The sequence below is a fragment of the Nevskia sp. genome (genome assembly GCF_021732705.1).
Classification (GTDB): domain Bacteria; phylum Pseudomonadota; class Gammaproteobacteria; order Nevskiales; family Nevskiaceae; genus Nevskia.
In genome coordinates, this window is record NZ_JAKFUM010000008.1 from 125,174 (window position 1) to 145,848 (window position 20,675).

17 protein-coding genes are annotated in these 20,675 nt (G+C 67.3%); 10 read left to right on the forward strand and 7 right to left on the reverse strand.

Going from position 1 to position 20,675, the window contains the following annotated elements:
* Positions 1 to 44 precede the first annotated feature (44 nt).
* The 5 genes from QZ951_RS09975 to QZ951_RS09995 all read left to right on the forward strand — a co-directional run bounded on the left by QZ951_RS09975 (position 45) and on the right by QZ951_RS09995 (position 3,979).
* Positions 45 to 470: a PaaI family thioesterase gene (locus tag QZ951_RS09975; protein ID WP_293000416.1), complete on the forward strand. Its 426-nt coding sequence runs from the start codon at positions 45 to 47 to the stop codon at positions 468 to 470.
* Positions 471 to 617: 147 nt separating this feature from the next.
* Complete coding sequence (locus QZ951_RS09980; RefSeq protein ID WP_366943860.1) at positions 618 to 2,699, forward strand: carbon starvation CstA family protein; 2,082 nt, start codon at positions 618 to 620, stop codon at positions 2,697 to 2,699.
* Positions 2,700 to 2,724: 25 nt separating this feature from the next.
* Complete coding sequence (locus QZ951_RS09985) at positions 2,725 to 2,919, forward strand: CstA-like transporter-associated (seleno)protein (protein WP_293000417.1); 195 nt, start codon at positions 2,725 to 2,727, stop codon at positions 2,917 to 2,919.
* Between the two features lie 101 nt (positions 2,920 to 3,020).
* The gene (locus QZ951_RS09990) at positions 3,021 to 3,509 is read left to right on the forward strand and encodes a Uma2 family endonuclease (RefSeq protein WP_293000418.1); all 489 of its coding nucleotides are present in this window, start codon (positions 3,021 to 3,023) and stop codon (positions 3,507 to 3,509) included.
* 26 nt (positions 3,510 to 3,535) lie between these two features.
* The gene (locus tag QZ951_RS09995) at positions 3,536 to 3,979 is read left to right on the forward strand and encodes a hypothetical protein (RefSeq protein ID WP_293000419.1); all 444 of its coding nucleotides are present in this window, start codon (positions 3,536 to 3,538) and stop codon (positions 3,977 to 3,979) included.
* A gap of 47 nt (positions 3,980 to 4,026) precedes the next feature.
* Here QZ951_RS09995 and QZ951_RS10000 read toward each other — a convergent pair whose 3' ends face one another.
* Positions 4,027 to 4,965: a homoserine kinase gene (locus QZ951_RS10000; RefSeq protein ID WP_293000420.1), complete on the reverse strand. Its 939-nt coding sequence runs from the start codon at positions 4,963 to 4,965 to the stop codon at positions 4,027 to 4,029.
* Between the two features lie 137 nt (positions 4,966 to 5,102).
* Here QZ951_RS10000 and QZ951_RS10005 point away from each other — a divergent pair, with 137 nt between their 5' ends.
* Positions 5,103 to 6,557, forward strand: a complete 1,455-nt coding sequence (locus tag QZ951_RS10005) for a potassium transporter TrkG (RefSeq protein WP_366943865.1) — start codon at positions 5,103 to 5,105, stop codon at positions 6,555 to 6,557.
* Between the two features lie 46 nt (positions 6,558 to 6,603).
* Here the strand turns inward: QZ951_RS10005 and trkA are convergent, their stop codons facing one another.
* Positions 6,604 to 7,983, reverse strand: coding sequence for a Trk system potassium transporter TrkA (gene trkA, locus QZ951_RS10010; RefSeq protein WP_293000422.1), 1,380 nt, complete (start codon positions 7,981 to 7,983; stop codon positions 6,604 to 6,606).
* 227 nt (positions 7,984 to 8,210) lie between these two features.
* Here trkA and QZ951_RS10015 point away from each other — a divergent pair, with 227 nt between their 5' ends.
* Together QZ951_RS10015 and QZ951_RS10020 are read left to right on the forward strand one after the other, a co-directional pair.
* A complete protein-coding gene (locus QZ951_RS10015; protein ID WP_293000423.1) occupies positions 8,211 to 9,047 on the forward strand; it encodes an alpha/beta hydrolase in 837 nt (278 codons plus the stop codon).
* Positions 9,048 to 9,059: 12 nt separating this feature from the next.
* The gene (locus QZ951_RS10020) at positions 9,060 to 9,527 is read left to right on the forward strand and encodes a DUF4265 domain-containing protein (protein ID WP_293000424.1); all 468 of its coding nucleotides are present in this window, start codon (positions 9,060 to 9,062) and stop codon (positions 9,525 to 9,527) included.
* 26 nt (positions 9,528 to 9,553) lie between these two features.
* Here the strand turns inward: QZ951_RS10020 and QZ951_RS10025 are convergent, their stop codons facing one another.
* The 5 genes from QZ951_RS10025 to QZ951_RS10045 form a co-directional block, all read right to left on the reverse strand.
* On the reverse strand, positions 9,554 to 10,357 hold the full coding sequence (locus QZ951_RS10025; RefSeq protein WP_293000426.1) for a zinc-dependent peptidase: 804 nt from the start codon (positions 10,355 to 10,357) through the stop codon (positions 9,554 to 9,556).
* Between the two features lie 102 nt (positions 10,358 to 10,459).
* Positions 10,460 to 12,892, reverse strand: coding sequence for a neutral/alkaline non-lysosomal ceramidase N-terminal domain-containing protein (locus tag QZ951_RS10030; protein ID WP_293000427.1), 2,433 nt, complete (start codon positions 12,890 to 12,892; stop codon positions 10,460 to 10,462).
* A 182-nt stretch (positions 12,893 to 13,074) separates the two neighbouring features.
* Entirely contained in the window at positions 13,075 to 13,242 is a 168-nt protein-coding gene (locus tag QZ951_RS10035) for a hypothetical protein (RefSeq protein ID WP_293000428.1), read from the reverse strand.
* A 10-nt stretch (positions 13,243 to 13,252) separates the two neighbouring features.
* Positions 13,253 to 16,630, reverse strand: a complete 3,378-nt coding sequence (locus QZ951_RS10040) for a UvrD-helicase domain-containing protein (RefSeq protein ID WP_293000429.1) — start codon at positions 16,628 to 16,630, stop codon at positions 13,253 to 13,255.
* Positions 16,631 to 16,651: 21 nt separating this feature from the next.
* Positions 16,652 to 17,380: a TerC family protein gene (locus QZ951_RS10045; protein WP_293000430.1), complete on the reverse strand. Its 729-nt coding sequence runs from the start codon at positions 17,378 to 17,380 to the stop codon at positions 16,652 to 16,654.
* A 70-nt stretch (positions 17,381 to 17,450) separates the two neighbouring features.
* On the opposite strand from QZ951_RS10045, the gene QZ951_RS10050 reads away from it, so the two are divergent.
* Entirely contained in the window at positions 17,451 to 19,343 is a 1,893-nt protein-coding gene (locus QZ951_RS10050; RefSeq protein ID WP_293000431.1) for a DUF4153 domain-containing protein, read from the forward strand.
* 99 nt (positions 19,344 to 19,442) lie between these two features.
* Positions 19,443 to 20,579, forward strand: coding sequence for a glycosyltransferase family protein (locus QZ951_RS10055; RefSeq protein ID WP_293000432.1), 1,137 nt, complete (start codon positions 19,443 to 19,445; stop codon positions 20,577 to 20,579).
* Positions 20,580 to 20,675 lie beyond the last annotated feature (96 nt).

Below are 20,675 nucleotides of genomic sequence, written 5' to 3' on the forward strand. Positions count from 1 at the left end.
GGCCCGCGATAATCGGCGCGGGCCCACCACCTGCTCCGATTCCGATGCCGCTGCCTGACCCGGTTCTCGACGCTGCCGCCGTCGAGCGCATCATCTACAACGGCCTGCCGATGTCTTCGCTCGCGGCCTTCACCGTCATCGACGTGGCCCGCGGCAGCACCACCGTGCGCCTGCCGTTTGCCAGCTGGATGCTGCGCCCGGGTGGCACCGTCGCCGGGCCAGTGATGATGCTGGCAGCCGATACCGCGATGTACGCGGTGATCCTCGCCCACATCGGCGATCAGGTGATGGCGCTGACCACGAATCTGACGATCAACTTCCTGAATCGGCCGCAGCCGGCCGCCGTGATCGCCGAAGGCCGGATCCTGAAGCTGGGCCGGCGGCTGGCGACGGTGGAAGTACTGATCCGCAGCGAAGGCGACGACACGCTCGTCGCTCACGCCACCGGCAGCTACGCACTGCCCGGCTGAGCCAGCGCCGCACGCGGCACGGGCGGCTCACCCGACGCCCGACATTCGACCTTCGCCGCGCTTGACCCCGCTGCCGTCACGGCCGAATCTTGCCGCCACAACGAGCAGATTGCCGGCCGCGTCCCGCAGGCCCGGCCGGAGAACACGATGAACGCTGGTGCAACGAGCGTGGGCGCGCGGATCGGCTGGGCCGTGCTGGCGCTGTTCGGCGCGGCCTGCCTCGCCGTGGTGGCGTTGCGCCGCGGCGAGACCATCAACGCGATGTGGCTAGTCGCGGCCGCCGCGTCCGTGTTCCTGATCGGCTACCGCTTCTACAGCCGCTACATCGCCTACACCGCGCTGGGGCTCGACCCGAACCGCGCGACGCCGGCGCAGTTGCGCAATGACGGTCTGGACTTCGTGCCGACCGACCGCACCGTGCTGTTCGGCCACCATTTCGCCGCCATTGCCGGTGCCGGTCCGCTGGTTGGACCGGTGCTCGCGTCGCAGATGGGGTATCTGCCCGGCACCTTGTGGATTCTCGTCGGCGTCGTGTTCGCCGGGGCGGTGCAGGATTTCATCATCCTGTTCCTGTCGACCCGACGCGATGCCCGCGGCCTCGGCGACATGATCCGCACCGAACTCGGCCCCACCGCCGGCTGGGTGGCGATGACCGGCATCCTGATGATCACCATCATGCTGATCGCCGTGCTCGCGCTGATCGTGGTCAAGGCGCTCGCGGAAAGTCCGTGGGGCCTGTTCACGGTGGCCGCGACCATTCCGATCGCGATGTTCATGGGCGTGTACTCGCGCTATCTGCGGCCGGGCAAGGTCGGCGAGATGTCGCTGATCGGCATCGTGGCGCTGGTGGCGGCGGTGATCGTCGGCGGCCATGTCGCCGCTGATCCGGCGTGGGCCGCCGCGTTCACGCACAAGGGCACGACGCTCGCCTGGCTGCTGATCGGCTACGGCTTCGCGGCCTCGGTGCTGCCCGTCTGGCTGCTGCTGGCACCGCGCGACTACCTGTCGACGTTCATGAAGATCGGCACCGTGGCGCTGCTGGCAGTGGCGATCCTGATCTCCGCGCCGACCCTGCAGATGCCGGCCGTCACCCGCTTCATCGACGGCACCGGCCCGGTCTGGAGCGGCAGCCTGTTCCCGTTCCTGTTCATCACCATCGCCTGCGGCGCGGTCAGCGGCTTCCACGCGATGGTGTCCAGCGGCACCACGCCGAAGATGCTGGCCAACGAAACCCACGCCCGGCCGATCGGCTACGGCAGCATGCTGATGGAAGCCTGTGTCGCGATCATGGCGCTGACCGCGGCCTGCACGCTGGACCCCGGCGTCTACTTCGCGATGAACTCGCCGGCCGCGGCGATCGGCACCACGGTCGAATCGGCCTCGGCCGCGATCGCCAACTGGGGCTTCGTGATCACGCCGGACCAGCTCGCCCAGACCGCGAAGGACATCGGCGAGAACTCGATCCTGAGCCGCGCCGGTGGCGCGCCGACCTTGGCCGTCGGCATGGCGCACATCCTGCACAACGTCATCCCGAGCATCGGCTCGATGGCGTTCTGGTACCACTACGCGATCCTGTTCGAGGCGCTGTTCATCCTGACCACGGTCGACGCCGGCACCCGCATCGCCCGCTTCATGATCCAGGACCTGTTCGGGGCGATGTACGCGCCGATGAAGAACACCGCGAGCTGGGGCGCGAACACCGTGGCGACCACGATCTGCGTCGCCGGCTGGGGCTGGTTCCTGTATCAGGGCGTGACCGATCCGCTCGGCGGCATCAACACGCTGTGGCCGCTGTTCGGCATCGCCAACCAGATGCTCGCCGGCATCGCGCTGATCTTCGCCACCGTCATCCTGATCAAGATGAAGCGCGAGCGCTACGTCTGGATCACCGCCGTGCCGATGACCTGGCTGTTGATCTGCACGATGACCGCCGGTTACCTGAAGGTGTTTTCGGACAACCCGCGCATCGGCTTCCTCGCGCATGGCAACAAGTTCGCCGATGCCCTGGCCCGCGGCGAAGTGCTGGCCCCGGCCAAGTCCGTCGCGCAGATGCAGCAGATCGTGCTGAACGACCGCATCGACGCAACACTCGCGCTGCTGTTCATGTCGGTGGTCGTGATCGTGTTCGCGCTCGCCATCCGCACCGTCAGAGCAGCGCTGCGCGCGAATGCGCCGACGACGCTGGAAGCGCCGTACGTGGAGCGGAAGGATGTCGCGGTCACGGCCTGATGCTGCGGCAGCACCGGACGCCGGCATGATCGCGCGGCTGCACGCTGCATGGCGCAAGGCCGCGCAGACCGCGAATCTCGCGATCGGCGTGCCGGATTACGACACCTATGTGGCGCATCAGCGCGACCGGCACCCGGACCAGCCGGTGATGAGCTACGCCGAGTTCTTCCGGGACCGGCAGGACGCGCGCTATGGCAGGGGGACGTCGCGCTGCTGCTGAGCGGGCCGGGCCGCGATTCGGCGACCGGCCGCCGACAGAGCCTCAGGCGGCGCGTTGCGCCGCCTATACTGGCGCGGTACGTCTGACCGTCGGCTCAAGGCATGACCCTGCAAGACCTGCTGCGTGCCGATCAGCTCGGCATTCGCCTGGAAGTGATGAACGGCCTGTCGATCTGGAAGGCCACGCCGCTGTACGGCGATCAAAAACAGGTTGAGCCCATCGCCAACAGCGTGCGACCGGCTGAAGGCGTGGTCGATTGCCAGTGCGTTCATGCGATGGACGTCGATGTCCCGTTCCGCGATGGCCTGAAGCAGCCCGATGTCTCGATCCTCTGCCGCGAGCCGACCGAAGCCGAGCAGCAACAGGCACTGACCTCGATTCCCGAGGCCGTGGTCAAAGTCGTCAGCAAGGGTTACGCGGCGAAGGATCTGCAGCTGGCGCCGAATTTCTACCTGCCGCCGGGTGTGCAGGACGTACTGGTCTTCGGCCCCACGACTCTGCTGGTGCTTCACGCCACGCCGGATCGTACGGAGCGGCTGGTGCCGCCGGTCACGCGGCGTCTGGCCTGCGGCAGCGAAGTGACGGTGTAACAGCGCTTGCGGCCGCCAGTCCGGTGATGACGAGCGCCAAACGGGTGGCGAGTCTCTGGGGTGAGTCGTCAGGCACCTGCTCATGCTGTGGCCGGACGTCACGAACCATCTGGGGCGGGCTGCACGCCGACGGCCTCGCGCGCGCCACCTATTTCGTTCAGTGGACCATTGGTGCGCCTGAGCACGACGTCCACATCGATCTCGTCGTTGGGGCCTGGGGCGAGGGAACTTCCGCTGCCGATCGAGCGCTGATTGCAGTCCTTTACCGGCCATCGCCAGAGGGCGGTTCTTTCAAGGTCATCGATGGCAGCGGCCGCCACGCGCGACAGGCCAAGCTGTGCGCCCGATCCTTGCCACGGGCCGAAGTCCTGGGCACGCCAATCGCCGAAGAGGTCTTCGGCTTCCTCGATGCGATTTGGCTGGGCGATCCCCGGATTGCAGAGGTGACCGCCCTCAACAACCTGGTCTGAGCGCGCGGCGCGTCCGGCGTGCGCGGTCAAGCGGCGTCATCCCGAGGTCACAACACGGGCGGCTTCTGGGTCCGGTGGTGCACGAGAATGCGGCGATACGGTTCCGGGTCCTTGATGTGGACGAGGTCGCCTTCGCGCGGGAAGGTCCAGTCGTACAGGCGTGACAGGTAGAAGCGGAACGCGGCCGCGCGCAGCACCAGCGGCCAGGCGGCTTCCTCGGCCGCGGTTGGCGGGCGGCAGGCGCGGTAGGCGCTGAGCAGCGCGGCGGAGTGGGCGCGGTCGAGGCTGCCATCGGGCAGCGCGCACCAGTCGTTCAGGGTCACGGCGAGGTCGTACAGCAGCGAGTCGTTGCAGGCGTAGTAGAAGTCGATGACGCCGGTCAGGCGGTCGTCGACGAACAGCACGTTGTCCTTGAACAGGTCGGCGTGGATCACGCCCTGCGGCAGGCTGGCGAGATCGAGTCGCGCCTGCGCGGCCAGCTCGTCGGCGATCAGGTCGCGCGCGTCCGGTGTGGTCTTCGGCAGCAGCGTTTCACCGGTCTGCCGACGCCAGTCGACCCCGCGCGAGTTGCTGCAGACGCCGGTGTAGCTCGCGGTGAGCTTGTGCAGTTCACCCAATGCGTGACCGACGGCGGCGCACTGCATCAGGTTCGGGAACAGCACGCTCTGGCCGGTGAGCCGGGCGACCAGCGCCGCCGGCTTGCCGTTCAGCGCTTTCAGCGTCTGGCCAGCGTTGTCCGATACCGGCAGCGCGCTCGGATACCCGTGCCGCGCCAGATGTTCCATCAGACCGAGGAAGAATGGCAGGTCGTTGTAGTCCAGCCGCTCGAACAGCGTCAGCACCCACCGGCCGCGGCTGGTGTCGACGAAATAGTTGGTGTTCTCGATGCCTTCGCCGATGCCCTGGAAGCCGAGCAGGGTGCCGAGATCGTACTGGCGCAGGAATTCCAGCAGTTCGGCGTGGCTGACTTTGGTGAAGACGGACATGGCGGCAGGTGGCGGGCTGGGGCGCCGCGCAGTTTACGAAAACACGGCCGCCGCCGTTCGCGCCCGACGCACGGGAAGCGCGGTCACGCGTTGTAAACTCATGGTTCCGCACACGGCCTTTCGGACTCCGGCACTTGCTGAAGGATTTGCTCAACGTCGCCCGTCCGCTCGGCATCCTGCTGATGGCGTTTTCCGTGGCGTTCCTGCCGCCGATCGGCATCTCGCTGCTGAATGACGAAGGCGCGCTGCGGCCGTACCTCGCCGGGCTGGCGGCCAATTTCGGGCTGGGCCTGCTGCTGTGGCTGGTCGCGCGGCGAAACCGCCGCGAGCTGAAATCGCGCGACGGCTTTCTGCTGGTGGCGCTGACCTGGACCCTGCTCGCCGCCACCGCCGCAGTGCCGCTGATGATCGGCCTCGGCATGAGCTTCACCGATGCCTACTTCGAGACGATGTCGGGCTTCACCACGACCGGTGCCACCGTGCTCACCGGCCTCGATGGCATGGACCACGCGCACAATCTCTGGCGTCACGAGCTGTGCTGGCTCGGCGGCCTCGGCATCATCGGCCTCGCGATGGCCGTGCTGCCGCTGCTCGGTGTCGGCGGCATGCAGGTGTATCGCGCGGAAGCCACCGGGCCGATCAAGGATTCGCGCCTGACGCCGCGGCTGGTGCAGACCGCGCGCTCGCTGTGGCTGATCTACACCGGCCTGACCGCCGCCTGCGCGCTGGCGCTGTGGCTGGCCGGCATGACCGCGTTCGATGCCATCTGCCATGCCTTCGCGTCCTTGTCGCTTGGCGGCTTCTCGACCCACGACGCCAGCATCGGCTACTTCGATTCAGTGCTGGTCGAAGTGATCCTGATCGTGTTCATGGTGCTGGCCGGCATCAACTTCGCCACGCACTTCCTCGCGCTGCGTGGCCGAAGCCTGCGGCCGTACTGGCGGGATGCCGAGGCGCTGGCGATGATCGGCGTGCTGGTCGGCAGTTGCGTCGGCATCGCGCTGTACATCTGGATCAGCGGCGTCTATCCGGATTTCTGGACGGCGCTGCGCTACGCCAGTTTCAACCTGGTGTCGGTGGCGCTGGACTGCGGCCTGGTCAATGCCGACTTCGGCCAGTGGCCGATCGCCGCCGGTTTCTGGATTCTTGCGATGTCCTGCGTCGCCGCTTCGGCCGGCTCCACCGGCGGCGGCATCAAGATGATCCGCACGCTGATCCTCTTCAAGCAGAGCGGGCGCGAGCTGACGAGCCTCGTGCACCCGAGCGCGATGCACTCGCTGAAGGTCGGCGGTCAGGTGGTGTCGGAGCGCACCATCCTGTCGGTGTTCGGCTTCATCCACCTGTACACGATCAGCATCGTGGTCTTCGCGCTGCTGCTGCTGATCAGCGGACTCGATCCGGTGACCGCGTTCTCCGCCGTGGTGACGACGATGAACAACGCCGGCCCGGGCCTGGGCCTGGTCGGCCCGGCCACGACCTTCGCCGTGCTGACCGATTTCCAGACCTGGGTGTGCACGGTCGCGATGCTGACCGGGCGTCTGGAAGTGTTCGTGCTGATCGTGCTGCTGACGCCCACGTTCTGGCGCGAGTGAGCGGGCGGGCTGCGCAGCGTCGGCGTTGCCCGCGCGGTGCCGCTGCCTACAGGAACGTCAGCCCGACCTGGAACAGCTTCTCGACATCCTTGGTCCGGCGCTTGTCGACGATGAACAGGATCACGTGGTCTTCCGCCTCCACCCGGGTGTCGTGGTGGGCAATGATCACGTCGTCGCCGCGCACCAGCGCGCCGATGGTGGTGCCGGGCGGCAGCTTGATCTCGTCGAGCCGGCGGCCGACGACCTTCGAGTTGTGCCGGTCGCCATGCGCCACGGCTTCGATCGCTTCCGCCGCCCCGCGCCGCAGCGAGTGCACCTTGGCGACATCGCCGCGCCGCACATGGGTCAGCAGCGCGCTGACCGTGGCCTGCTGCGGCGAGACCGCGATGTCGATCGCGCCACCTTCCACCAGATCGACATAGGCCAGCCGATTGATCAGGCTCAGCACGCGCCTTGCGCCGAGGCGCTTGGCCAGCATCGCCGACAGGATGTTCGCTTCGTCGTCATTGGTGACGGCGCAGAACACGTCGGTGTCCTCGATGTTTTCCTCTTCCAGCAACGCTTCGTTCGCGGCGTCGCCGGCCAGCACGATGACGTGGTTCAACTGCTGCGACAGCAGCCGTGCGCGGTCGGTCGAGCGTTCGATGATCTTGACCTGGCACTTCTTTTCCAGCGCCCGCGCCAGCCGCATGCCGATGTTGCCGCCGCCGGCGAGCATCACGCGCTTCACCGGGCGATCGACCCGGCGCAGCTCGGCCATGATCTTCGGGATGTGGCCGCGCGCGGCGACGAAGAACACTTCGTCGTCGGCTTCGAGGATGGTCGAGCCTTCCGGAATGATCGGCCGGCCGCGCCGGTAGATCGCGGCGACGCGGGCATCGACCCCGGTCGGCAGATGGTTCGGCAGCTCGCGCAGTTCGTGACCGACCAGCGGGCCGCCGTAGTACGCGCGCACACCGACCAGCTGCACCTTGCCGTCGGCGAAGTCGACCACCTGCAGCGCGCCCGGATACTCGATCAGACGCAGGATCGCGTCGGTGACCAGCTGCTCCGGGCTGATCCGCATGTCGACGCTGAGCGCGTCCGGCAGGAACAGCCGGTCTTCCTCGTTCAGGTACTCGGCGGCGCGGACGCGGGCGATCTTGGTCGGCGTGTGGAACAGCGTCTGGCTGATCCGGCAGGCGAGCATGTTGGTCTCGTCGCTGTCGGTGACGGCGATGATCATCTCGGCATCGTTGACGCCGGCGCGGCGCAGGGTTTCCGGGTGCGAGGCGTGGCCGAGCACGGTGCGGATGTCGAGCCGTTCCTGCAGCGCCGCCAGCGCGTGGCTGTTGGAATCGATCACGGTGATGTCGTGCGCTTCGCGGGCGAGATTCTCGGCCAAGGTGGAGCCGACCTGGCCTGCGCCCAGAATCACGATCTTCATGCCCGAATCACTGGAATTCCTTCACGGCGCGCACGGTACCCCCGCGTGCTGCACTGCGCAACCGGGCTTGATCGGCTCAAGACGATCGCTCATCCGCGGTGATGACCCGTGGGTTCGCCACCCCCGGCCGCGGTGCGACAAGCCGGCTGGCCGGTCTCGCCGCGTGGGCCGTCCCGCCGCTACAGTAGCGGCGCGCGGTCGTCGCGCCACCCGAAACGCCATCATCCATGGTCTACGAACTGCGCAGCTTCACCTGTGGCGAGCACCGCCTCGCCTACGAAATCCACGGCGCCGGTCCGCAGACCGTGGTGCTGATGCACGGCCTGCTGCTCGATGCCCACGTCAACCGCGATCTCGCCACGGCGCTGGCCGACGCGGGTTTCCGCGTGGTGCTGCTCGACCTGCTCGGCCACAGCCGCAGCGACCGCCCGCACGAGCCGACGCATCACCGCTTCGATCTGTATGCGCTGCAGGTGATCGCGCTGCTCGATGAACTGAAGGTGCGGCAGGCAGTGATCGGCGGGCTGTCGCTCGGCGCCGATGTCAGCCTGCATGTCGCCGCCATCGCCCCGAACCGCGTCCGCGCGTTGTTCATCGAGATGCCGGTGATGGAGTGGGCGACGCCCGCCGCCGCGCTGCTGTTCGCGCCGCTGCTGATCACCGTGCGCCGCGCCAAGCCGCTGGTGCGGCTGTGGTCCGGCATCTGGAAGCGCCTGCCGCGGCCGAAGCACAACGTCGGCATCTCGGTCATGAACCTGTTGTCGATGTCGCCGGAAGAACTCGGGGCCGTGCTGCACGGCATCCTCGTCGGCCCGGTCGTGCCCGATCTGGCCGCCCGCCGCGCGATGACCATGCCGACGCTGATCATCGGCCACCCCGGCGACTTCCTGCATCCGTTCGACGACGCCGCAGCCCTTGCCCGGCAACTGCCGAACACGCAGTTTCTGGAGGCGAAATCGATCCTCGAACTGCGCACGAAGCCCGAGCGGCTGCTGCCGGGGATCGTCAAGTTCTTCACCGACCACGGCATGCAGCGGCGGGTGGTGGAGCGGGCGGTACGCTGAGGCCGTCCGGTCATGAGCCAGTATCCGGACATGGCGAAGGTTCTGTTTCGTGTGCCGAACGGGGACGGCGGGGAATTCTGCGAGACGCTATGGGCGTTCCCGCTCGGGAACGACCTTTTCCGGATCGACAACAGTCCGTTTTATGCCTACTCCGTTTCTTGGGGGGATGTGGTGCTGGCACCGTTCGATGACGAGCGCGGCATCGCCAGTTTCGAGCGGGTGGTCACGAAGTCAGGCCATCGGATGATTCGCGTGCTGTTCGAGACCGCCGCGACCGATGGCTCGACTTCGGCGCAGACGCTGGCGGAATTCGTGTCCCTCGGCTGCACATTTGAGGGATCGAACGGACGGTACATTTGCATTGATGTTCCGCCGCAAGTCGAGCTGGAAACGGTCCGCAAGGTGGCGATCCACCACGCGCTCCAGTTCGAGCACGCTGATCCGACCTACGATGACTTGTTTCCGGATTCGGTGACCTGAAAACCTGTTCGAGGCAGCGCCGAACCTCAATCCGACGTCTCGATCCGGTAGTAATCGCGTAACAACTCATACAGCGGCGGGTGCAGCAGGCGCAGTTCGGTGCCGCGCTGGAAATAGGCTTCGGTGGCCACGGCGAAGAATTCGGTCGGGCCTTCGAGACCGTAGTCGTCCAGCACCTGGGACGAGCGCTGCTTCAGCGCCTTGAACTCGGCCGTCATCACCTTCGACCAGCGCGTGTAGTCGGGCAGCAACGGCGCGCCTTCGGTTTCCGGGTTCTCGTCGTCCAGCTGATGGGCGAATTCATGGACGAGGACGTTGACGGCATCGCCGTCGAGCGCGGCCTCGACGTCTTCCCAGCTCAGCACCACGCGCTCGCCGTTCCAGGATTCGCCGAGTCGCAGCTCCGGCTGATCATTGACCAGACCGAGCTCGTCCGGCTCGTGATGCCGCACCCAGAACGGCGCCGGATAGACCAGCACCGATTTGAGCCCCCGGAACACGTAGGCATCCGGCCGCAGCAGCATCAGGCAGGCGAAGCCGGCGATCAGCACGCGCATCTCTTCGGTCAGTTCCAGACCGCCACGGCCCAGCAGGCGGATGTCGGTCAGGAATTCCATCACCCGCTTTTCGTGCAGGCGGCGCTGGTCCGGCGTCAGCCGGCGCAGCAGCACGAGTCGCCGTTCGAGCAGCGCCCGCCAGTGCGGCGGAAAGGGCGCGAGTTCGCGCCGGCGCCGGGCCTGCCGGCGGCGCCAGTAGGTGACGCAGACGACGGCCGCGAACAGGCCCATCGCGAAATCGACGATGCCGATCGTCCAGTCCCAGATCAGCACCTTGCAGCCCCGGTTGCCTTGCTCATCGACCGGACATGGGTGCCGCGCGCCGCCGAATCAAGGCGGCTCAGCGCTCGCGACGTGGTCGCCTTGGCGGCAGCTTCACGGACACTCCGCCACCGGCCCGGCGACGGTGAACGGGCTCGACACGCCTTCATAGGCGGTAACCGGCGCCAGCGGCGAGGTCCGCGCCGCGCCGCGATGGCGCAGGCGATACGTGCCGGGCGGCGTGTTGGCCGGGATCTGCCAGATCGCGGCGGCGGTCGATGGGCCGATCACCGGCGGATCGATCGGCAGCGGCGACGGCAGCGACGGGTTCCATTCGTAGAACAGTTCCGGATCGCGGTCCTGGGCCACCGTTTCCCAGCTGCCGTCGGCACGGCGGCGTTCGGCATCGACATAGCTCGCCTGCGTCCGCAGATCGTTGCGCGGGTGGCCGGCCTGGAACTCGGCGCGCACCGTGTCGCCCGGGCGCGCGGTCGCGGGCACATCGGTCACGACGGTGCCGAACGGCTGCACCGGCAGATCGGATGGCACATACGGCGGGCGGCGCAGGATCGGCGTGACGCGCGGATACGCCGGGCCCGGCGCCACCGCCGCGCCGTCGCGCAGCGCGATCGCCAGCCGCCGCGTTTCCTGCTGCACGGCGGCGAGCGACCATGGGCCGAACACGGTCGAAGCACCCTCGTACTGCTGGCTCGCGTATTCCTCGCGCGTGGTCAGGTAGTGGATGTAGTCGTTGGCGAGGCCGGCGATGACCACGGTATCGACGCCGGCCGGTGCCAGCACGTCGAGCACGGTCTTGCGCAGCCGCCGCGCCGACACCGTGGTGACTTCCCACGGCAGCCCGACGATCGCGAGGTTGCCGATGCGGAACAGCTGGAACGGCATCACGGCCGGTTCCAGATTGGTGGTCAGATCGAGCCCGTTCAGCAGCGGATCGAGCACGCCGCCGGCCGCCTCCGCGAGGTTGACCGGCAGCAGCACCGGCTTCTCGGCATGGCAGCCGAGGCCCAGCAGCGGCAAGGTATCGGCCCGGCACAGCAGCGCGCCGGAGACGACACTGGCCGGCACGCGGAAGCTGGCCAGCGCCTGGAAATCGGCGACAGCGCGGGCGATCAGATCCGGGCTCGATGCGCACGACACCCCTTCGACGCCGGTCGGGCTCGGCCCGTCCTCGGCACCCGCCGGGAACGACACGCCGAGCGCGCCGTTGCAGGTCTGCTTGCTCGACACATCGAGCGCGGCCGGATGGCGCAGGCTGGCCAGCACCACCGGATCGGTCACCGTGACGCGGTTCATCGCCACGTGGAAGAAGCGGGTGTCGACCGGCCCGCGCAGCGCCGAACCCTGCGCATACAGGCTCAGCGCCCGCGCCAGCTGCTTGGTGCCGGCGATGGCGTTGGAGTCGAAATCGTCGACGCCGCCACCGCGTGCCGGGTCGGGGTGCGGGAACTGCTCGATGAACAGGTTGGGCGAGGCATCGCCCTCGTCGGTCTGTGCGAACGCGCTCACGAACGTATCGGCGCCATCGGTGGCGGCGGCATAGCGGGTCTTCATCACCCGCTCGAAGCCGAGTGCGGCGTAGCCCTTGTTGTCGCTGCTGACGAAATGCTGCGTCGGGCCGATCGTGGTCGGATGGACGCCGAACCAGTTGACGAGGCCGACGGCGCTGCCGCCGTCGCGCACCAGATTGAGCTGGACCACTCGCTTGTCGGTCTCGATCGGGTTGCCCAGGGCATCGAGGAACTCGCGGCGCTCGGCTTCGCTGTTCATCGCGAACGCCGGCTTGGAGCGGTTGATGCTGGTATCGAGCAGTTCGCCGATCGCCATGCGGATCGGGGCGGTCTGCGGATGCGCCTGCAGGTTCGCATGCGCCAGCCGGATCGCTTCGACGATGCCGTGGACGATGCCGTTGTAGACGGTTTCGTCGTAGCCGAAGTGCAGCGCGTTGCCGGCCTCGTGATGGGCATAGCCGGCCGGCCCGGAATGGGTGTGCGTGGCCGACAGCATCAGGTTGTCGCCGCGGTAGTGGCGCGACAGCTCGGGATCGGCGGCGATGGCATCGAGCACGCCGAGCCGCAGCGAGCCGTACATCAGGCCGATGTCGGCGGAGACGAACATCACGCGCTGGCCGTTGCACGGCGACTCGAACGCGAATGCCCGCGCGTACTGGCGCTGGTGCAGGCCGCGGAACACCTGCGTCGGCGATTCCCAGCCCGAGCCGCCGGTGTAGGCGACAACGCCGGTGACGTCGTGCAGCCCGCTGCCGAAACGAAACCGCGTGTTGCCGCTGCAGGCACCGGATGCCGCGCCGACCGGTGTCGACAGCGGCGCTTCGAGCCGCCCGCTGGCATCGCGCCCGGCACCGACCTGCAGCCGCGGGCTGCGCACCACGCATTGCGCGCGCGCCGGATCGGCAAGCGCCGCCTGCGGCAGCGCGGCGGCGGCCGGATCAAGGCCCTGGCTGCAGGCGGTCAAAGTCAGCAGCGCGCCGGCGATGGCACCGGTCGCGATCAATCGCAGGCTATTCATGGTGTTGCGGCTCCCCCGGGTCCAGCCGTGCCCAGCCTTGTCCCGCGTCGGTCCAGCCGATGCGGCAAGGCGTCTTGTGGGTGCCAGTGTGACCAAGCGTCACGCCGACTGCACGGCCAGGCGATGCGGCGCGTCGTGTGGCGAAGAGTCCGAAGTCGGGCCGCGTCCGCCCCGACGCCGCGCTACCAGAAGCCTTTCGGCTTGTCCGGGTCGTCCTCGTCGTCCGGCTTCGGGGGTGCCGCGCGGGTGGCCTTGCGCGCCTTGTAGTGCGACACCGCCCGCAGGGTCGCGAACGGGCCGACGATCAGCGCGACGACGAGGATCAGCACCCAGATGACCGTGGCATTCATTCGTCGATCCTCACAGCTTTTCGAGATGCGCGTACGACAGCATCAGCCACTTGGTGCCGGCCTCGCGGAACTTGATCTCGATGCGCGTGCGGTCGGCATCGCCATCGAAGCTCAGGATGGTGCCTTCGCCAAACTTGGCGTGCCGCACGCGATCGCCGAGCCGGAAACCGCCCGGGCCTTCGCCGGTGGTGGCCGCGGTCATCTTGGTCCGCGCCGGCGGCACGTCGACCGCCCGGCCATAGCGGCTCTGGCCACCGTAACCGCCGCCGTAGCCACTGCCGCCGCCGCCATACGAGCTGCCACCGCCGTAGCCGCCGGTGCCGGACGGGCCGCCGTACGCCGGCCGCAGGATGCCGGCGCGCGGCCGGGTTTCGACCAGCGTCTCGGCCGGGATGTCCTTCAGGAACATCGACGGCATGCCGATCTGTTCCTGCCCGTGGATGCGGCGGATTTCGGCGTAGCTCAGATACAGCTGCTGCCGCGCGCGGGTCAGGCCGACATAGGCCAGACGCCGCTCTTCCTCCAGCGAGCCGCCATCGACCGCGCGCTGGCTCGGGAACAGGCCGTTTTCCATGCCGACGAGAAACACCACCGGGAATTCGAGGCCTTTCGCCGAGTGCAGGGTCATCAGCTGCACGCAGTCCTCGCCGACGCCGGCCTGACGCTCGCCGGCTTCAAGCGAGGCGTGGGCGAGGAACGCGTTCAGCGGGTCCAGCCCGTCGTCTTCCGGCGGCCGCTCGAAGCCGCGCGCGGCGTTGACTAGTTCATCGAGGTTGTCGAGCCGCGCCTCGGCCTGCTCGCCCTTGTCCTTCTTGTAGTGCTCGCGCAGACCCGAGCGCTCGATCGCCAGCTTCATCAGCTCGGCCAGCGGCTTGCCCTCGGTATCGCGGGCCAGACCATCGATCAGGTCGATGAACGCCTTGAGGTGCCCGGCGCTGCGGCCGAGCGCCGGCCCGGCGCCGACCGCCGCCTTCCACAGCGAGACACCGGCATCACGCGCCAGGGTCCGCAGCTTGTCCAGCGTGGTGGCACCGATGCCGCGCGGCGGCGTGTTCACCGCGCGCTCGAAGCTGGAATCGTCGTCGCGGATCGCGACCAGCCGCAGATAGGCCAGCGCATCCTTCACTTCCTGCCGCTCGAAGAAGCGCAGGCCGCCATAGATGCGATACGGCATGCGATTGCGGATCAGCGCTTCTTCCAGCACGCGGGACTGCGCGTTCGAGCGATACAGGATCGCGCAGTCCTTCAATGCGAACGTGCTCTCGTGATGGGTCTTGATCCGGCCGACAACGAATTCCGCCTCGTCGTACTCGTTGAACGCGGCATAGAGCTGGATCGGGTCGCCATCGCCGCTGTCGGTCCACAGCACCTTGCCGAGCCGCCCGGCGTTCTTCTCGATCAGCCCGTTCGCGGCCTTGAGGATCGTGCCGGTCGAGCGATAGTTCTGCTCCAGCCGCACCACTTCGGAGCCCGGAAAATCCCGCCCGAGCTTGGCCATGTTCTCGACCTTCGCACCGCGCCAGCTGTAGATCGAGTTGTGCGTGACCAGACCGCCGGCGACGAAGTTGTGCGTGCTGTCGATATCGAGATCGTGGACCGCGGCGGGGCCCGACACACGACGGACGTCGGTGACGACATCGAAACGGCCATCGGCCGTCACCATGGCCATGCCGGGGCGAATCGAGCCGGCTCGAATGAATGGCAGCGAGCGGCCGCCTTCGTTGCCGCGGCCGAGATTGGCCTGCAGCAGCACCTGACCGGACAGCGCCTTGGCCGCGCGCTCGGCGATGGCATACAGCTCACCAAAATCACGGCGTGATGTTTCAAAGCGCCAGCTTTCGGAACCCGCCTTGGCGGGGCGCACCGACAGCCCGAGCGTGCCGAGGATCGCGCGGCCGAGCACATCGTTGCCGATGATCGAGATCCGGTGCATCGGGGCGGCACCGCGACGGTCCCCGCACAGCGTGACGACGATGTTGCGGCGATTCGAGTCCCGTGATTGCGGGCGATGGTGCGGTTCGTCGGCGTTCAGGTCACGATCGGCCAGCAGATGGTGGGCAGCACTTTCCGTGTCCAGCGATGCGAAGACCTGCGCGATCAGCGCCGCATCGTGGACCAGACCGCGGGTCGAGCCGCCCTTGCGCGCCACGAACGGCAGGGTCGGCAGGCCGTAACGCAGGCTGGTCAGCATTTCGTCGCGGCGGGCCTCGCTTTCTGTCGCGTGCGTGCCGATCACCCAAAGCGCGTCGGCATGTTCTTGCAGGCAGCGCTGCTTGAAACCGAGCATCGGCCGACGCTGGCCACGGGTGTAGGTCTGCGACGTGCCGATGCGCCAGCCGATGCCGCGCTTGTACATCAGGTAGCTGAAGTACAGCGCAGGCGCTTCGCCCAGCCGATAACCCGCGAAATGCGTGTGCTCCGGCGTCGACAGCAGGCGATGGCCGTCACGCGTGATGATCTCGACCAGATCGCTTCGGGCACCGAGCTGCTTCGTGCGTCGCACGGTCGATGGCTTCAGCGTGCCGCTGCCATGCGCCGACAGCACTTGATCCCCGGGGGCGACCCGCTCAATCGGTCGCTGGCTGCCATCGGCCATCGTCACCGGTGTGCCAGCGGCGAGACATTGGTCGTCATCACCCACCGCGAACATCGTGCCGGTGCGGCCGGCGAGCACCTGCAGCCAGGCGTACTGCAGCGTGTTGGTGTCCTGGAACTCGTCGACCAGGATGTGCCGAAAGCGGTTGCGGTAATGCTGCTGGATCGACGGCACGTCGCGGCACAGCTCGTGGGCGCGCAGCAGCAGTTCGGCGAAGTCGACCAGGCCGTTCTGCTTGCACTGGGCTTCGTAGGCGCTGTAGATGCGCACCAGCTGGCGCTGCGCGAAATCGCCCTGATCCTCCATGCCGTGCGGGCGGCGGCCCTCTTCCTTCTGGGCGTTGATCCAGCCGGTGATCTGCTTCGGCACCCACTGCTCTTCCGACAGGTCCAGCGCGCGGATCACGCGCTTGACGAGGCGCTGCTGATCGTCGGCATCGAGAATCTGGAAGTTCTGCGGCAGGTCGGCGTCTTTCCAGTGCAGCCGCAGCATGCGGTGGGCGATGCCGTGGAACGTGCCGACCCACATCGTCCGCACCGGCACGGTGACCAGCGCTTCGATCCGGCTGCGCATCTCGGCGGCGGCCTTGTTGGTGAAGGTCACCGCCAGGATCGAATGCGGCGATACCCCTTCGACCGCGATCAGCCACGCGATGCGGTGGGTCAGCACCCGGGTCTTGCCGGAGCCGGCGCCGGCCAGCACCAGCCGGTGCTCGGGCGGCGCGGTGACCGCCTCGCGCTGGGCGGGGTTCAGTCCGGAAACGAGATCTGCGACGTGCGTGTCAACCTGCATCGAAACATGGGGGGTGCGAAATCAGTGCGCACCATACCGCAGCAGGTGCTTCCTGAGCCGCAGGTTGAGCAGTTCCACGGCCACCGAGAAGCCCATCGCGGTGTAGACATAGGCCTTCGAGAAGTGCACCTCCACGCCTTCGGCCATCAGCACGATGCCGATCAGTACGAGGAAGGCCAGTGCCAGCATCTTGACCGTCGGGTTGGCGTCTACGAAGCGCGACAGGGGGCCGGAGAAGAACATCATCGCGATCACCGCCGCCACGATCGCCGCGATCATCACCGGCAGGTTGGTGGTCATGCCGACGGCGGTGATCACCGAATCGAGCGAGAACACGATGTCCAGAATCATGATCTGGACGATCACGCTCATGAAGCCGACGGCGGCCGCGCCGGGCGCATGACCCACGCTGTGGCCGTCGCTGGTCAGCATCTCGCGGATTTCCTTGCCCGCCTTCCAGACCAGGAACACGCCGCCGAAGAACAGGATCAGGTCGCGGCCGGAAAAGCCCATGTCGCCGATCGCGAACAGGTCGTTGGTCAGCTTCGCGATCCACGCCAGCGATACCAGCAGCAGGATGCGCGTGCCCATCGCGCCCGCCAGACCGATGGTCCGGGCGCGCGCCTGCTGATGTGCCGGCAGCTTCGCCGCCATGATCGACAGGAAGATGATGTTGTCGATGCCGAGGACGATTTCGAGCGCGGCCAGGGTCAGGAAGGCAACGATCAGTTCGGGGTCGAGCAGGTTCACTGGAAACGATGTCGGTATTCGGGTTGCGCGATTATGCGGCAACCCCAGCCACAGGAAGGTTGCAGAAATCATGGACGAGATCGTGCAGGGCGGGCGTGTGGCCGGTGACGGCGCGCCGGATCGGGCGACGCAAGCATTGATCGTGCTGGTCGCCGTGCTGGCGTCGCTGGCGCTGCTGCTGCTGCATCAGGGTCAGGAATGGTATTGGCCATGGCTCAGCGATTCCCGCGTGCTGTTTGCCGGCTACACGCTGGCAACGGCGCCGCCGCTGATGCTGGCGCTGATGATCAGCCGGATCGACGAGCGCCGGACCTGGGTGGTGATCGGCTTGACCGCCATGCTGCTGCTTGGGCTGTCGCTGCACAACGGCACCGCGTGCTTCCCGCCGGGAACGGGCTGCGGACCGGTGCGCGCTACGTATATTCCGAGCCTCGTCGTGGCCTTGTTCATCCTGCTGCCTTTCCTGCAGGCCGGGCGTGACCGCCAGCCCGGCGATGCGTGGCAGCCGCCGTATCCGTTGTTGTTTCGATATGCCTGGGACAATGCGCTGGCGCTGGCGGGCACTGCACTGTTCATCGGCGTGTCGTGGCTGATCCTCTGGCTGTGGGCTGCCCTGTTCGTATTGCTCGGGATCACCGTGTTCCGCGACTTGTTTGACGAAGTACGCTTCATCTATCCCGCCAATGGCCTGATGACCGGGTTCGGCCTGGTGCTGTGCCGCGCGCAGGGTGGTGCTTTGCGCGCCTTGTTGCGGCTGTGCCTGAGCCTATGCCGTGCCCTGTTGCCTTTCATCGCCGTGCTGGCACTGTCGTTTCTGGCGGTAGTGCTGCTGCAGGGCGTGGAGCCGCTATGGAAAACCGGGCGGCCGGCGAGCCTGCTGCTGTGGCTGGTACTGGGCACGCTGGTATTGACCAACGGCGTGTTTCAGGACGGCGAGGCCGACGATCCCTACCCGCGCTGGCTGCGCCATGTCGTCGGCGCCGGCTTGCTGACGATGCCGGTGCATGCCGCCTTGGCAGCCTATGCCATTGCACTGCGCGTGAGCCAGCACGGCTGGACGGTCGATCGGCTGACCGGAGCACTGGTTGCAGCCATTCTGCTGCTGCACGCCGTGCTGCTGGCGATTGCCGTATTGCCCGGCCGTGGCCGCTGGCTCGCACGACTGCAAATGGCGAATCCGCTGCTGGCCGCGTTCGTGGTGGCGACCGTGCTGGCCACGCAATCTCCGCTGCTGGATTTCCGCGCCATCACCATCCGTTCGCAGTTGGCGCGGCTGGAGCGCGGCGAGACGACTGCAGCGGAGTTCGATGTCCGGACCTTTGCCCGTCTACTGGGACGGGGCGGGCGTCAGGCCTTGAAGTCGCTGAAAGCCGATCCGGCACATGCCGGGAATGCCGACTTCATGGCGAAGATTGACGAAGCACTGGCGGCCGACGGGGCGGAACAGGTTGTGGATCGCCCGCTGGTGGCAGCCGATTTCATCCTGATCCCGGCCGGCGCCGAGCCACCGGAAGCGCTGCTGAAAGCCATCGACCAGGACCTGAGCCAGAAATCCGAGCGGCCTCACGCCGAAAAGCTTGGCTCTGGCGGCTATTTCCTCGAAATCAAACGACAAGACATCAAGTTCGGATGCCTGTATCCACGCAGCCACTGTCTGCTGACGCCGGTTCGCTTGAGCGTGGTTGATCCCGACGCGGAGCAATGGCTGGTGGCGCCGGGTCCTCACGATCGGCAGCTTCCGCCGCTGATTTACGCCAACAGCGCCGATGGCTGGCAGATCGCCGCCCACGTGCTGGTCCAGCCCTCCCACCTGTCTTTCCCGGAAGCGAAGGACTGGGCTGTTCGCGGCATCGAAGGGGTGACATCGGACTGGCAGTGGGCGCAGGTCGGCAACGTCCGGTTTCCCGTACAGGCCGGCCGGCCGCCGATGCTATCGGACCCATCCTCTCCGGCGTTCCACTGAACCCGTTCGTTTCCGCTTCACCTAACCGTCACCTCACCGTCATCCAGCCTTTACCGCCGCTTCATAAAGTCTGGCCGGGAATCACTGAAGCCGGCGGCGATGAAGATTGCATACGGAGTGATGGGCTACGGACGCGGCCACGCCATGCGCACGATGGCCGTGCTGCCGAGCCTGATGGCTGCGCACGAGGTCACCGTCTATGCCGGTGGCGATGCCTATGACGTGCTGGCGCCGCTGTTCCCGACCGTGCGCATTCCCACCATCGGCTACGTCTATCAGGCCAGCGGCAGCCACTCGGTGCCGAAGACGATCGCGAAGAACCTGGCGCCGATGGCAGACCTGTTCTTCGGTGGCCATGGCTCGGAGATCGTCGAGCGCGAGATGAAGGCGCGCGGCACGGAACTGGTGATTTCCGATTCCGAAGCCTGGACCCACCGCCTGGCGCGCAAGCTGAAACTGCCGCGCATCAGCTTCGATCACGTCGGCATCATCGCCTACTGCAAGCCGCACTTCCCGCCGGACCTGTGGCTGATGGGCATGCGCGACGCCATCGGCTACCGCAGCCTGATGGGCATTCCGGAGCGCATCCTGATCGCCAGCTTCTATCCGGCCGAAGGCGCCTACCCGGGGGTCAAGGTGATCGGGCCGATGCTGCGCGACGAAGTGCTGCGCACGACGCCGAGCGATGGCGATTTCCTGCTCGTCTACTTCAACAAGGGCGAGCACCAGTACCGGCCGAACATCGATCACGCCCTGCGCCAGCTCGACTGCCCGGTGGTGATCTACGGCACGCCGTTCCGCGGCAAGGTCGAGAATCTCGACTTCCGCGCGCCGAGCAACGAGTGGTTCGTCCACGATCTGGCGAACTGCAAGGCGGTGATCTCGACCGCCGGCAACCAGACCATCGGCGAAGCGATCCACTTCGGCAAGCCCATCCTGGCGCTGCCGGAAGAAGCCTTCGAGCAGCGCCTGAACGCGTGGATGATCGAGCGCATGGGTGTGGGCATGCGCGGCGACCGCCTGCGCCTGAACCCGAGCGATGTCGATCGCTTCATGGGCAATCACGATTTCTACAAGTCGAACATGAGCGCCCATGCCGGCGATGGCCGGGCGGAAGCGATCGAGACCCTGCATCGCTACATCGATGAACTGGCGGCCGAGCGCCAGGCCGCCAACACCGTTGTCGCCAGCCGTCGCGGCAAGCGCAGCAAGCCCGGGTTGCATCCGACGGCCTGAGCGCGGCATCGGCGCCGGTCAGGGCCGGGCCGGGCCGGGCCGGGCCGGGCCGCGAAAAGCCTGCCGCGGTCTGCGGCATCGGCGTAAAGTTTCTCC

Bases quoted from the DNA above. Each gene is read 5' to 3' on its own strand.
- QZ951_RS09975 (WP_293000416.1), top strand. From the start codon at position 45: ATGCCGCTGCCTGACCCGGTTCTCGACGCTGCCGCCGTCGAGCGCATC.
- QZ951_RS09980 (WP_366943860.1), top strand. From the start codon at position 618: ATGAACGCTGGTGCAACGAGCGTGGGCGCGCGGATCGGCTGGGCCGTG.
- QZ951_RS09985 (WP_293000417.1), top strand. From the start codon at position 2,725: ATGATCGCGCGGCTGCACGCTGCATGGCGCAAGGCCGCGCAGACCGCG.
- QZ951_RS09990 (WP_293000418.1), top strand. From the start codon at position 3,021: ATGACCCTGCAAGACCTGCTGCGTGCCGATCAGCTCGGCATTCGCCTG.
- QZ951_RS09995 (WP_293000419.1), top strand. From the start codon at position 3,536: ATGACGAGCGCCAAACGGGTGGCGAGTCTCTGGGGTGAGTCGTCAGGC.
- QZ951_RS10000 (WP_293000420.1), bottom strand. From the start codon at position 4,965: ATGTCCGTCTTCACCAAAGTCAGCCACGCCGAACTGCTGGAATTCCTG.
- trkA (WP_293000422.1), bottom strand. From the start codon at position 7,983: ATGAAGATCGTGATTCTGGGCGCAGGCCAGGTCGGCTCCACCTTGGCC.
- QZ951_RS10015 (WP_293000423.1), top strand. From the start codon at position 8,211: ATGGTCTACGAACTGCGCAGCTTCACCTGTGGCGAGCACCGCCTCGCC.
- QZ951_RS10020 (WP_293000424.1), top strand. From the start codon at position 9,060: ATGAGCCAGTATCCGGACATGGCGAAGGTTCTGTTTCGTGTGCCGAAC.
- QZ951_RS10030 (WP_293000427.1), bottom strand. From the start codon at position 12,892: ATGAATAGCCTGCGATTGATCGCGACCGGTGCCATCGCCGGCGCGCTG.
- QZ951_RS10035 (WP_293000428.1), bottom strand. From the start codon at position 13,242: ATGAATGCCACGGTCATCTGGGTGCTGATCCTCGTCGTCGCGCTGATC.
- QZ951_RS10040 (WP_293000429.1), bottom strand. From the start codon at position 16,630: ATGCAGGTTGACACGCACGTCGCAGATCTCGTTTCCGGACTGAACCCC.
- QZ951_RS10050 (WP_293000431.1), top strand. From the start codon at position 17,451: ATGGACGAGATCGTGCAGGGCGGGCGTGTGGCCGGTGACGGCGCGCCG.
- QZ951_RS10055 (WP_293000432.1), top strand. From the start codon at position 19,443: ATGAAGATTGCATACGGAGTGATGGGCTACGGACGCGGCCACGCCATG.